We start from the raw sequence: 13,267 nt of genomic DNA, 5'->3' as shown, positions 1-13,267 counted from the left end.
GTGGTCTTTCTAGGGAATAGAGAGTGTACAGGAAACCGGGAGTGCTTCATTGATGACCCTGATTGTCGCCGCTCGGTACGCGGCCATGTGTTTGCTAGTGCTGGCATGGAGCGTCACGGCGCTAGCCGGTCCCACCCCAACGGATGACCAAAGTCAGGCGGCAAGTGAAGTCGCCGAGTCACTGCAGTATGGGCATTATGCCGATGTCGAGATCAACGACGATTGGTCCAAGCGCGCCTTCAAACGTCTGCTGGACGTGCTCGATGATCAACGCGCCTATCTCCTGCAGCGAGATGTCGACAGCTTCAGCGACCTGGAAACGACTCTCGACGATGCGCTCAAGTCAGGCGATCTCAATCGTGTCTATGCATTTTATTCACATTACCAGGATCGACTGGAAGCGCGGCTGCAGTGGTTGGTGAAGAGAGTCGACCAAGGAATCGATTACGACTACACCAGCAACGAACGTCTCGCACTCGATCGTGAAGACTCCTCCTGGGCAGGCAGCGAGGATTCGCTCGACGATCTATGGAACAAGCGTCTGGAAAATGCCGCGCTGACGCTATCGTTAAGCGATCAGTCACCGGGCGAGATCCAGAAGACGCTGCACGACCGCTACACCAACCAGCTCAATCGGGTGCGTCAGACCAACGCCGAAGATGTCCTGGTATTATTGATGGCCGCGGTCACGGGCACCGTCGACCCGCATACCGAGTACTTTTCGCCGCAACAGAGCGAATCTTTCGACATCCAGATGCGGCTCTCGCTGGAGGGGATTGGGGCGTTGCTGCAGAGCGACGGCGAGTACGTCAAGGTGTCTAGCCTCGTGCCCGGGGGGCCCGCGGACAAGGCCGGCGTGCTGCAGCCTGCGGATCGTATCGTTGCCGTGGGTCAGGACGAAAATGGCGACATGGTCAACGTCGTTGGCATGCGTCTCGATGAAGTGGTCGATCTGATTCGCGGACCGAAAGGCTCGACGGTACGTCTGGACGTCATTCCCGCCAAGGCCGTCGACGTGACGCGCACGCATACCGTTAGGATCACGCGCGACACCGTCAAGCTCGAGGATCAGGCTGCCCACAGTCGAGTGGAAGAGATTCAGCGGGACGGCGCGATGCACAAGATCGGTGTCATCACGGTGCCGGCGTTCTACGTCGACTTCGACGCCTGGCAAGCCGGTGAATCCGATTATCGAAGCACCACGCGGGATGTCGCCAAAGAGATCGACAAGCTCAAGGCACAGCAGGTCGAAGGCATCGTGCTCGATCTGCGCAACGACGGTGGCGGCGCGCTGCAGGAAGCCAATTCCATGATCGGCCTGTTCATCGACCGCGGGCCTACGGTGCAGGTACGCGACGCCCAAGGGCGCATCAATCTCTACGGTGATACCGACGCCGGTGTCGCCTATGACGGCCCCATCGCCGTACTGGTCAATCGACTTTCCGCGTCCGCCTCGGAGATCTTCGCCGGGGCGATCCAGGATTACGGCCGCGGTTTGATCGTCGGTAGTCGAACATTCGGCAAGGGTACAGTGCAGACGCTGTCCGACCTCAGCCATGGGCAGATCAAGCTGACACGGGCCAAGTTCTACCGGATCTCCGGGGAGAGCACCCAGCATCGCGGCGTCGAACCGGACATTCTCTATCCCAGCCTGATCGATCCGGACGAGATTGGTGAAAGTGCCCTCGACAACGCGCTGCCCTGGGATCGGGTACGCCCGGTGCAGTACCGTCTCTATGGGGAGCCGTGGCGTTATCTGGAGGGGCTGCAGGACCGCCACGAGCAACGCATCGCCAACGACCCCGATTTCGTCTACCTCGAGAAACAGGCCCAGTTGAGCAAACGTCTACGAGATCAGCAGACCAGCATCAGTCTCAACAAGGATCAGCGGCAGCGTGAAATGGATGCTCAGGAAAGCGAGCAGCTGGCGCTGGAAAATCAGCGCCGGCGAGCGCTGGGACAGGAGCCACTCGATAACTGGACAGATGCCCGCGAGGATCATGACTCGGCCGGCGACACCGATGACAAGGACGCCAAGGGTAGCGACGCGGGCTCCGAGAACGATGAGGCGGCGGAGGCCGATGACGGCAAACCCATCGACCGCGCCGAACTGCAGGAAACCTCGCAGATATTGCTGGATTACGTGCAGCTGAAATCCAACGGGTAATTTATCGCACCCGGTGTCGATTCATTTGGCACCGGGCGCGAACCGGCAGCTCCTGACAGACCAGGCCAGAAATTAGCCAAGGGCCTCGCGAACTCGCGAGGCCCTTTTTTATTTGATGTTTGATGGCAGTCGAAACGTCGAATCCCCCACCTTTCGGTGTTCAGAAAATCGTTCAGCGGTCGTTGAACGTTTAGAAGACTCGAGAGCGACGCCATGATTGCGATATTGATCCGGGCTGCGGCCCTCGCCTGGCTGGGCCTGTCAGGGATGGTACAGGCTGGCACACTTCACCCCAGCCCTGACCAGGCAGCTCACCCCGGCACGCTGGAGGCCTCGTGCCCACCGGGGGCAACTCAGATACGACAGCAAAGCGCTTATGAGGCTCTGACTCGACAAATCGAGCGATGGGACGAGGCCTACTATCAACGTGGCGAGCGCCTCGTGGATGACGGCGTCTACGACGAAGCCAAACGTCGCTGGCGGCACTGGCGTCACTGTCTGAATCCGGCCGCAGCGCCAATTCGCCAAACCACGACGGCATCGCCTGATGATCGACTGAGACATCCTTTTGCCCAGACCGGGCTCGATAAGCTACCGAATCAACAGGCCGTCGATGAGTGGTTATCCCGACAATCGGGTCGGACATTATGGATTCAGCCCAAGGTCGACGGCGTTGCGGTGACGCTGGTCTATCGCGATGGCAAGCTAAAGTCCGCCATCAGTCGTGGCGATGGAGAAACCGGTCAGGATTGGACCGCTCAGATTCGCCAGATCGACAGTATTCCGCAGCAGCTGGAAGATGACGAACCGGTGACGCTTCAAGGCGAGATATTCCTGCGTCTGCCGGGACATATTCAGGCCCGGGATGGTGGCGTCTCCGCACGCGCCAAGATCGCAGGCCTGATGAACCGAAAAGACCTGTCACCACAGGACGCCCAGGCAATCGGCTTCTTCGCCTGGGCCTGGCCGGATGGCCCGCTAAACGGTCAAAACCGCCTCGAACGCCTGACGCAACTGGGCTTCGCCAATACGGCCCGTTACACCCGATCGGTCGACCGACTGTTAGACGTCGAAAAATGGCGTGATCACTGGTATCACGCCGAGTTGCCATTTGCCTCCGATGGCGTAGTGATCAAGCGCAGCAAACGCCCCACGGGCCAACGCTGGCAGGCCCAGCCACCGAGCTGGGCCATTGCCTGGAAATATCCGGCGGCGGAGACGTTAGCCATCGTCGACACCATCGATATCTCGGTCGGGCGTACCGGCCGCCTGACCCCTATCGCCCGACTGGAGCCGGTCCTGCTCGATGATCGCGAAGTCAGTTCGGTGAGCCTGGGCTCGCTAGACCACTGGAAAACGCTGGATGTTCATCCTGGAGATCAGGTCTCTGTCTCTCTCGCCGGCGCGACCATTCCGCAAATCGATCGGGTCGTCATCCCGGCCATACCGCGTAAGGCGTTGGTCTTTCCCGACACTCAGCGCTACGACGCACTATCGTGCCTGACGTTGACGCCGGGCTGCCGAGAGCAGTTCCTGGCGCGATTGGAATGGCTTGGCAGCTCGAACGGTTTGGACATGATTGGCGTTGGCCCCGCAACCTGGCGCACTCTGGTCGATGCCGACTTGGTCAGCGACCTGCTGGCCTGGAGACAATTGCACGTCGCCGATCTTCAGGCCTTGCCTGGCGTCGGGGAAACGCGCGCCCGGCAATGGGTCAGCGTATTTCACGAGGCAGGGAACGCAGGCCAGAAACGATGGCTCATCGCACTCGGCATGCCGACGATTCCCGACGCCGCCGAGCAGTCGGTCCTCGCCTCATCGTTGACCACGCTACGCGAACGTTCGAAGACATCCTGGCAAGCTTTCGATGGCATCGGCCCCGTCCGAAGCGCGCAACTCATCGCTTTCTTTCGCAATCCCACTATCGATGCGTTGCTCGATGCCCTCTCCAAGCCGCCAACCTGAGCCTTGCTCGGGTTGCCAGTCTCGACGTCGTTCGAGACCCGGCGCCCTCTCACTCCACCAAAGACCTTGTCCGGCAATTTGCCGATGACCGTCGTCCGGTCTGATACGACTCATCTTTATAGGACGAATTAAACCACCGCTCGATTCACGAAAACGCGGCATGGCGGATATGCCAGGCCGCGTTACAGTCACGTCTTGCCTCGGTATCGCATCCGAGCTGTTCCGACGACCGCCAACTTCCTGATGATTACCAAGTCTCGACGACCTATCGTCGACAGACAGCGGCCGTTCCCATACTGACGAAAGGGATCGAGACGATGTTCCCCGCGAGGCGAGCCTTCCTATTTCTGCAAGGTCCCCGCTCCCGATTTCTCAATCAACTGGGGCAGCGGCTTAGCGACGATGGCCACAAGGTCGTCAAGGTCAACTTCACCGCCGGTGATCAGTTCGGGTGGCACGGCAAGCTAACGGAAACCTTTCGCGATCCCTGGCCCATGCTGGGGGAGTTCGTTACCGATCTGTGGCGACGCCACGGCATCACCGATCAGGTGGCTTTCGGTGACTGTCGCCCCGCTCATAAGGAAGTGATAAGCGCAGCGCGACGACGCGGGATACGTAACCATATTCTGGCGCCCGGCTATCTTCAGTCTTACTGGACCACGCTCGAGCGTGAAGGCGTCGATGGTTACTCACTGCTCCCGCGGGATGCAGATTGGTATCAAAGCGTTGGCCCGACGATACCTCACGCCCTGCCACCCCGTCCTTTCCAGCAGCCCCTCGCGTCACGCGCCTTTCGGAGGATCGGCTATCAGTTGGCAGATCTAGCCAATCCTCTGCTCTTTCGACATGCCCGAAGTCATACCCGACTTTCCAATGACATCGACTGCCGGCGACTCATCGGTCGAGGCCAGCGCCAGGCCGCGACCCGCTGTCGGCAACTGCTCGAGGAGAGACAGCCGTTCTATCTCTTCCCGCTCCAGCACGACGACGACAGCCGGATTCGCTGGCACTCTCCCTACGCAGACATGCATGACGGTGTCGCCCGGGTGGTCAGCTCGTTCGCTCGCTTCGCACCGGGACGCGCACGGCTGATCATCCTCGATCCGATGGGAACGGCCGTGCCGGGTTATGTTCGACGACTGCGGGACCTGGCGCGAGAGACCGATCTCGGCGAGCGGCTCGTGTTCATGCCCGGGGCCGACCTGAAAACGCTTATCGATCATGCCTCGGGGCTGGTAACGGTCAATGGGCAGGAGGGGCTCGCTGCACTGGAACGCGATTGCCCGACCCTGGCGCTGGGCCAAGCGATCTATCGTCTGCCTGGACTAACCTCAACCAGCACCCTAGATGACTTCTGGCGCCACCCGATCGGCCCCGAAAGACGTCTATTTCGAAACTTTGCCAGCGTCGTCATTCACGCCACGCAGATCAACGGAGGCTTCTATGATCGCGAAGGTATCGACCTGGCCGTGATCAATGCCGTGGCACATCTGACCGATAACATCTCTCCTATCGAACGTCTGCTGTGGGACTCTCGCCTACCGGTCGCATCCTAGATTCAATCTTCAGCAGGGCTCGGAGAAGCAAGCTCATGCTGGAACGACAAGCGGCCAGGTGAAGGTCACCCGGCCGCCGTGTCTTCTCCTGCGATGACGCACTTTCGATGGAAAGCCGATCTCTTGACGACTTGATGGTTCGGTGACCCGGCCTATGAAGTGGCCGGGGACAGCGCCTTTCCGATGTCGATGCGGGGTTTCACCATCAGTTTGGTAAAGGCCATCAATACCATCTCTTCGATCGCCGGCCCCATATCTGCCTTGAGCGCTTCGTAACTCGGATAACTCGGCGTCGGGGCGATGCACATCTCGAAGAAGTGCTGGCGATTGATATGCGGATTGTCGATGAAGAACTGGCTCAAGCGGTTGTGCTTTTCCTGCTTCGCCGCACTGGAGACGTAGTTACCCATCCGCGCGAAGAACTGTTCCACGCTACGTAGCGGCAGGTGATAGATGCAGGCTTCCCACTCTCGGGCGAAATTCATGATCTCGGCCTCGGGCTCCAGCACCGTTCCATCTTGTTTGGCCATCAGCCAGTGATACCCCATGTGCAGGCGATGTGACTGACGATGAACGAACAGCGCCTTGGTATCGGAGGCCTGCTCGCCCAGTGACCAATATTCGGCCTCCAACAGCTTCCCTTCCAGATCCTGCTGGTAGGCGATGCGCTCCTTGCAGATCACATTGATCCACGGCAGCCGAAAATAGAATCGCTTCATATTCTCTTCACCTGGGAAGCGCTGCGCGAATGACGCGTAGAAATCCTTTACCGTGAGCCCTTTTTTGAAAGTCAGGAACTCATCGGCGTCGAAACCATAGACGACGTTGTAGCAATCCTTTTTCAGATAAATGTCCAGGGCCCCATTGATATAGTCGGCCTTGCGTCTGGAAAAGCCCTGCTCGTCTTCGATCTCTACGAAGGCAATCTCCTTCTCCGGGTAGCTATCACGCAATTCAGCGACGCACTCCCTGAGGAAGTCATGCTCGATATGGCTGAGCACAATAAGCCGGTCGAACCCCAATCGCAGGTGATGCAGGAAAGACGCAAAGACGACGTCTTCTTCTCCCCGCACCATCGTGATGGCAGTAAATTCGATATTCATGGTTGAGTTTCCTGTCATGTTAAAGATTCTTGCCGCCATGGCGGCGATGCAAAGTGGGAAACGGAGCCGGCGTGCTCATACAGGATCAGCGCTCGAGATCAGCGCCATCATCTTGACCTCAGCACTATCATCTTGACCTCAGTTCTATCGTCTTGGCTCAACGGCGTACCCACCAGAAAGCTCGTGCCTTTTCCGGATTACCGATATCCAGCGCCTTGCGAGCGGCATTCTGTGCCATCAAGCGCGCGGCCGTCGGGTCATCGATCAACTGTTGCATGGCTGAACGCCAGGCTTCGGGCGTGTCCTCGACCAATAGTCCGTCCTCGCCATGCGCGACGATTTCCCGGTAAGGGGAGCGCGCACTGTAAAGTCCAACGCTCCCCATCGCGGCGTTGTCCAGAAACTTGATATAAGTCTTGCCGGCATTGAACGGCGTGTCCCGCATCGGGGTCAGGCTGATATGCATCCGTTGGCGGTCACGATAGCGCTGAAAGGCGCGCCAGCCCATGGGCTTGGGCGTGCGCACACGCTGCAAACCCCGCAACGATACCGGAGAGAATCCCCCCAGCATGATTTCGAATGTCAGTGCCTTGTTGCGCTCGTGGATATCGACCAGCGCGGGCGTGATATTCTCAAGATCGGCCAGATGAGCCCGAGAACCATGGAATCCGACACACGGCGCCAGCATGGAAAAATGGTCATGATTCGGCATCGGCGCGATTAGTGAAGGCGCCAACAGCGACACTGAATCGTGACGACGACTGAAGTGTTTCGCCAGCGGCTCACAACAGGCAATGACCTCATCGGCGATCGCTAGCAAACGTGGCTGTATTTGCGACGACACGTGAGCCATTCGCCGCCGATAGGTTTCCGGCAACTGTTCGTCCAGGGCCGCGGCGTCGATATCGTCATCGATCAGATAGCGAATGGTAGCCAATCGGTGCCGATTATCTTCCAGCCAAGAGATCCAGGCGCCATTGAGCGACCGACAGACGAGAACGTGGGCATTACGCAGTTCACCCACCAGCCAGGGCATGCACATGACTGGCAGTCGCCAGTAGCTGGTGTCGATCCGCTTGACCTCGATGCCACGTGATTGCAGCCACGGTGCCACCGATTTCAGGAAGTAGATATCTTCGGTCGGACAGGTTCCATCACTCAAAACCACCCAGCGCGGATAGTTCATGATCAGTCCCCCTCGTAGGCTGGATATTCATTCTTCTCACTGCGATTCAACGCAGCGAAAAGTCCTCGTAAGTCAGTGTCAGGCTAGGGTGATAAGCCGGGTCATCGAATAACCGATGGCGCCATCGCCGGCGCATGTAATCCGCTTCTCGACTCGCTCTTAGTCTCTTGGCGCTGGTGTCATCAGCGCCGCGGGAGACGGATTCGTGGTGGTAAAGCTCGGCGAACGGCGTCCACAGGTTGCGATACCCCGCCTCCCGGACCTTGAGACAGAAGTCGACGTCGTTGAATGCCACTGCCAGGTTCTCTTCGTCGAGGCCGCCCACGGCATCGAATAGCGCCTTTCGCACTACCAGACACGCTGCGGTCACGGCGGAATAATTCTGTACGAGATGCAGGCGACTGAAATATCCCGGCTCGTGACGCGAGAAGTATTTGTGTGCATGCCCGGCGACCCCCCCGACGCCGAGCAGAACGCCGGCATGCTGGACGGTGCCGTTGGGGTAGTAGAGCTTGGCCCCGACACAGCCGATCTCGTCGCGACAGGCCTGACCGACCATCTCTTCCAACCAGTCCTCGTTGATCGGCTCGATATCGTTGTTGATCAATCCGATAATGTCGCCCCTGGCGTGACGGGCACCGAAGTTGTTAATGGCGGAGTAGTTGAAAGGTTGTGCCCAACGCAGCACGCGAACGCGCGAATCCTTTGCAATTCCCTCGAGAAAGGCCAGCGTCTCCGGACAGGTCGAGCCATTGTCGAGAATCAATACTTCCAGATGCGGATAGCGCGTTCGTTCGAGCAAGGCCTCGACGCAGGGGCGCAGAATCGATACCTGATCACGGGTCGGTATCAGCAGGCTAACCAGCGGCGTTGGGTCCGGAATCGGCCAACGAATGCGATAGGTATTGGGGAATTTTCCCGGCTCGGCGCTGGCACCCGCGGCGTGGTGGATCAGATAATCCTTCACTGCCTGCAGACCGGCCTCTCCGGTGTAAGCTTTTTCCACGGCGGCCATCGCCGTGGAACCCGCGCCGGCATGCCAGTGGTAAAGCACCTGCGGAATTCTGATGATCTGATCGGGATTCAGGCCGGCACAGAAACGCAGTGTCAGATCATGATCCTGACTGCCCTCGAAGCCTTGTCGGAACCCACCCACGGCATTGACTCGCGAGGTTCGGTACACCCCAAGATGAGAGACATAGTTCTGCCCCAGCAACAGGTCGGGGTTCCACGCCGGTTTGAAGTGCGGATCATAGCGCTCTTCAAAATCGTCGATCTTGTCCTCGTCACTGTACAGAAGTTCCGCCTGCGGCTGGCGCTGCAAGGTTTCTACGACATGGTAGAGCGCTTCCGGCACCAGACTGTCATCGTGATCCAACAGCGCGACATAGTCGCCGCGGGCGAATGACAGCGCACTGTTGCTCGCCGCACAGATATGGCCATTGGTCGGTCGAAACACCAGCTTGATACGCGAATCCTGCTCGGCATAATGAGAAAGCCGCTCATGAACGCGCGGGTCGGTCGAGGCATCATCGGCGATACACAGCTGCCAGTTCGGATAATGCTGTGCCAATACCGACTCGATGCAGCGATCGATATCTTTCAGCACGGGGTTATAGGTCGGCAGCAGAATCGAGATCAGGGGCCGGTAGGAGAAAGTGGCCAGCCGTCGAGATATCTGCTCGACAGAGAGCACTGGCTGCTGAGCCAGCCACTGCCGGTAGCTCTTGCGTGGACAGAGGCGAACGAAGGTCTCCTCGTACTGTTTCAAGGCCAGCGTTCGCCAGTGAAGCTTCTGCGCTCGCGCGCTCAGTTTCAATTGGGTCATTATCTTTGTTTTGGGCGTCTCGAGCCACTGACCATGCAGGTTGGCCAACCGCTGAGATAAACGGTCGTAAGCAAACCACGGTGTCAGCCACACCAGTCTCAAATGGTCGACGACAAAACACCCTTCGGCTTCCAACGGATCGAAACGAATCCCTCGGACACCCGCCCCGATGAAACACAGACGCTTGGCGATTCGCCCCGGCCGGAGAGTCAGGTAGAAACTTTCCGTCTCTCTGAATCCCTGACCGGTATCGACATAGAGCCGCACTGAGCCGCTCGGCTGATCATGGCGGATAGCGACCTCGAGCATGTTCCAGCCCGGCAACGGTAAGTGGCGTCGCCAGGCGAACTGAGGATCGTTGCCCATCGAACGCCAGGCATAGTGCCCAGTTTCACCGCGGCCCTCGGCCGGCAGTTGCTCGATCTGATGGATCGGCTTGAGGCGGGGGTAACAAACCGCCCGCGTGGAGCGTCTGAGCCCACGCCAGAACATCCAATCCCTGGAAGCTGAGGTCGGTGACAGCAAGGTCTGCATCGGCATGTCCCTCACGGTTCCAGCACAGGCTGAAGCGTGGCGGTTCGCTGAACGCGATGCCGCCCCAACGACTGCTGGGTCAAGGTGACCCGGCAATCGACGATATCCCCATGACCGGCCTCAATTGGCAGATGAAAGCCTACGAAAGCGCCGCGAGGTGCGCCCCATCGGAGCATGCCGGGACGCAGCGCATTGGCCAGCGTACGACCGACCTTGTGATCGTTGACCCAGACATCGATCTCGACGGGGCTGTCGTCGGTGGCCCACCAGGCCCACCCCACCACCTTGTCGGCAACGCATTGTTGAATCGCGCCATGGACGAAGGGCCGGCCTAACTCGAACAGGGCCAGCCGGGAATCGAACAACCGCTGACATTCCTGATAGAGCTGGAAGTCTTCGGCGTTCAGCTCGCGCAACGCGATTTCATCCTCGGCACTGATGTCATAGGCATGATCTACCGACGCATGGCCCAGGTTTTCCGCCATCCCCGGGATTTCCCAGCCATATAGCGCATTCAGCATCGCCAGCGATTCCGAATAGCGCTCCGTCAGCCCGATGAATCCCAGAGCCTCGATACGCGTCGATTCCAGAAAACGACTCTGACGATTGATCATGTCGTGGCGACGATAGAACGCCGAGAACGTATCCTGATAGCCGTGGTGGCGAACGAAGTGATGATATTCAGACGCCAGTCGCTGCAGCGGGTCGCGAACGAAAGAGAAGCAATGACGCAAACCTGCCATATGCGCGTACTTGTCCAGCCGAACGTGCCCTCCCAGCAGTTGCACATTCTGGGCGGAGAGAATCTGCCACAATCGCCAGATATCGCGACGCTCATAGCCCCAGCGCACCACCGCGGGCGCCGTTTCGCGCTGCTTTTCGCCGTAGTCGTGCCAGACCCGGTCCTCGCCGAGATGTGCCTTGGCACCCAGACGAAAACTCGTCCCCGCAGTCTTGGGGATATGGACGAAGAAACATGGCTGGCGCCGGGCCGGGAAGGCTTCCGGTGCGAGGTCTTGACTGGCCTGACGAACGCGACTCAGCAGTTCCGGCGAAAACTGGACCGGCTCGTCATTCATGTCATGCCGGTGAAAATAATCCAGATCGCGAGAGTGCATCGGCCCCAGGTTGGCTCGACCGCGCGACATCTTGGTATCGACGAACTCTTCCTGCGATTTGATGTTGTAGTGGTAAATCTTCATCGGCGTATCGATCACGCTCTGCGAGCGGCCGGACTTCGCCTTGCCCTCGATGAAATCTACTGTTTGACCGTTCGCAGAAAGATAGCGATAGCCAGGCTTCAACTCTGCCGTATGCGGTGTCATCGACAATACCCGCGAAGGCTTGACGATCGACTTCACATGGCAATTGACGACTCGAGCACTATTGCTGGCCATGCTGAACCGCTCCAATACGCCGCCAGGCTGTCGAAAACGCATCCCGGAAGATCCGAAAATTCGCCAGTTGATCGCCACCGCGCCCACATCGTCGGGCGACAGCGTCGGCGCCAGCCACTCCAGTGGTCTATCGCAATGCGGGTGCACCAGAAACTCGTCAACGTCCAGAAATGCCATGTAGGTCGATTCGTGGCCGTGGCGCTCGAGTACATGCTGATACCACAGAATCTGCGCTCGCTCTTCAGGCTCCCATTGGCAAGCGGTGACCAGTCCCTGGCTCTGCCATTTCGCCAACAACAGATCGGTATCATCGCTGCTGCCGTGATCGGCAATGTAGAAGTGCTCGAAACCGATCAGTCGGTGGTAAGCAATCCACTCGGGTAGGTACTCACGTTCGTTCTTGACGATGGCGACCATCGTGTATCGATAACGGGGTTCGTTGGCGATGCGTGAAATCATTGGCGTAAGTTCCCAGGCAACTCGGGGCGGCGACTACTTCGCCGAGCCCAAAACCGGGCCGACGTCCACTCGATGACGGTAGATGAATCGAGTGATGGCCCGGATCTTTCTATCGGTAATGGCTTCTCCGAAGACATCTGCGGCTTCGGCAAGACTCGTGAATCTTGGCTGACTGGCGGTACACGCCGAGTAAAGTTCAGCGGCAATATCGAAAGGCACCTCGGCAGGCGCTGACGATGGAGCGCTACCAGGCTGGATCATGACGCGGCGCATCGGCCCTTCCAGCCGATCCCGGAACTGCCCGGGGCTACGCAGTGGCACGTGATAGACGCATGCCCCGCTCTTTTCGACGAACGCGACAGCCTCGGAATCCGGCAGGACGGGGACATCCTTCTCCCCCGCAAAAGCCTGGTGATAGGCCATGTGAACGCGCGTCCCCGGCCGCTTGCGGAACAGGACCTTGTGACGACTGTGCTGACGGCTGTCGACGCAGAGATACTCTCCTTCGAGAAACTGTCCGCTCAAATCCCGCTCTTCATAATGGCGACGCTTCGGAATCAAATTGAGCCAGGGCAGCGGAAAAACCTCACCTGTCGTTCCGTGAATCACTTTTCCCGGCAACTCGGCGACGAATGCGGCAAGGAAAGCACCAATCGATGGATACGCACCCAATGAGAGAAACTCATCGGCATCGAAGCAGTAGGCGAAATTTTCCATCTTGGGATCGACGAACAACGACAATGCCCGGTTGACGTAAAACGCCTTGCGTCTGCCGAAATGGCCGCGGCTCTCGAGCTCGACCAGATTCACTTCCAGGCCAGGAAAATCATGGCGTAGCTTGTCGATGCACTCGCGAAGAAAGTCGTGCTCCAGGTAGCTGATGACGATCAAACGCTGGAAACCCAGACGCGCATGATGCAGAAGCGACGACCAGACGATATCGCTCTCGCCCCGCACCATGGTGAGGGCGGTAAAACAGATATTCGTCGTGGCGCGGATACCCGCGCGCGTTGGATCGACCGTCACGCATCCCCCTCGACCACTAAATTGGTAACCATCACGTCTAACACCC

8 protein-coding genes are annotated in these 13,267 nt (G+C 58.7%); 3 read left to right on the top strand and 5 right to left on the bottom strand.

What is annotated here, in order from left to right:
• Positions 1–52: 52 nt before the first annotated feature.
• From DOM27_RS10090 to DOM27_RS10080, 3 genes are all read left to right on the top strand, one after another.
• Positions 53–2,167 (top strand): carboxy terminal-processing peptidase, encoded by a 2,115-nt coding sequence (locus DOM27_RS10090; RefSeq protein ID WP_110655873.1) that lies wholly within the window; start codon positions 53–55, stop codon positions 2,165–2,167.
• A 213-nt stretch (positions 2,168–2,380) separates the two neighbouring features.
• Complete coding sequence (gene ligB, locus DOM27_RS10085; protein ID WP_110655872.1) at positions 2,381–4,132, top strand: NAD-dependent DNA ligase LigB; 1,752 nt, start codon at positions 2,381–2,383, stop codon at positions 4,130–4,132.
• A 317-nt stretch (positions 4,133–4,449) separates the two neighbouring features.
• Positions 4,450–5,688 (top strand): capsular polysaccharide export protein, LipB/KpsS family, encoded by a 1,239-nt coding sequence (locus tag DOM27_RS10080; RefSeq protein WP_110655871.1) that lies wholly within the window; start codon positions 4,450–4,452, stop codon positions 5,686–5,688.
• A 152-nt stretch (positions 5,689–5,840) separates the two neighbouring features.
• On the opposite strand, the gene DOM27_RS10075 is transcribed toward DOM27_RS10080, so the two are convergent.
• The 5 genes from DOM27_RS10075 to DOM27_RS10055 form a co-directional block, all read right to left on the bottom strand.
• A complete protein-coding gene (locus DOM27_RS10075; protein ID WP_110655870.1) occupies positions 5,841–6,830 on the bottom strand; it encodes a glycosyltransferase family 2 protein in 990 nt (329 codons plus the stop codon).
• Between the two features lie 118 nt (positions 6,831–6,948).
• A complete protein-coding gene (locus tag DOM27_RS10070; RefSeq protein WP_245392666.1) occupies positions 6,949–7,977 on the bottom strand; it encodes a glycosyltransferase in 1,029 nt (342 codons plus the stop codon).
• A gap of 46 nt (positions 7,978–8,023) precedes the next feature.
• On the bottom strand, positions 8,024–10,339 hold the full coding sequence (locus tag DOM27_RS10065; RefSeq protein WP_223162317.1) for a glycosyltransferase family 2 protein: 2,316 nt from the start codon (positions 10,337–10,339) through the stop codon (positions 8,024–8,026).
• A gap of 11 nt (positions 10,340–10,350) precedes the next feature.
• The gene (locus DOM27_RS10060; protein ID WP_110655868.1) at positions 10,351–12,195 is read right to left on the bottom strand and encodes a glycosyltransferase family 2 protein; all 1,845 of its coding nucleotides are present in this window, start codon (positions 12,193–12,195) and stop codon (positions 10,351–10,353) included.
• A 33-nt stretch (positions 12,196–12,228) separates the two neighbouring features.
• Positions 12,229–13,221 carry a glycosyltransferase family protein gene (locus DOM27_RS10055; protein WP_110655867.1) on the bottom strand — a complete coding sequence of 331 codons (993 nt, stop codon included), beginning with the start codon at positions 13,219–13,221 and terminating at the stop codon, positions 12,229–12,231.
• Positions 13,222–13,267: the final 46 nt, after the last annotated feature.

The organism is Salinicola halimionae, from assembly GCF_003206065.1.
Lineage (GTDB): Bacteria > Pseudomonadota > Gammaproteobacteria > Pseudomonadales > Halomonadaceae > Salinicola > Salinicola halimionae.
This window is presented reverse-complemented; position numbering and strand designations above follow the sequence as displayed.

Coding starts and splice junctions, on each gene's coding strand:
- DOM27_RS10090 (WP_110655873.1), top strand. CDS start 53: ATGACCCTGATTGTCGCCGCTCGGTACGCGGCCATGTGTTTGCTAGTG.
- ligB (WP_110655872.1), top strand. CDS start 2,381: ATGATTGCGATATTGATCCGGGCTGCGGCCCTCGCCTGGCTGGGCCTG.
- DOM27_RS10080 (WP_110655871.1), top strand. CDS start 4,450: ATGTTCCCCGCGAGGCGAGCCTTCCTATTTCTGCAAGGTCCCCGCTCC.
- DOM27_RS10075 (WP_110655870.1), bottom strand. CDS start 6,830: ATGGCGGCAAGAATCTTTAACATGACAGGAAACTCAACCATGAATATC.
- DOM27_RS10070 (WP_245392666.1), bottom strand. CDS start 7,977: ATGAACTATCCGCGCTGGGTGGTTTTGAGTGATGGAACCTGTCCGACC.
- DOM27_RS10065 (WP_223162317.1), bottom strand. CDS start 10,339: ATGCAGACCTTGCTGTCACCGACCTCAGCTTCCAGGGATTGGATGTTC.
- DOM27_RS10060 (WP_110655868.1), bottom strand. CDS start 12,195: ATGATTTCACGCATCGCCAACGAACCCCGTTATCGATACACGATGGTC.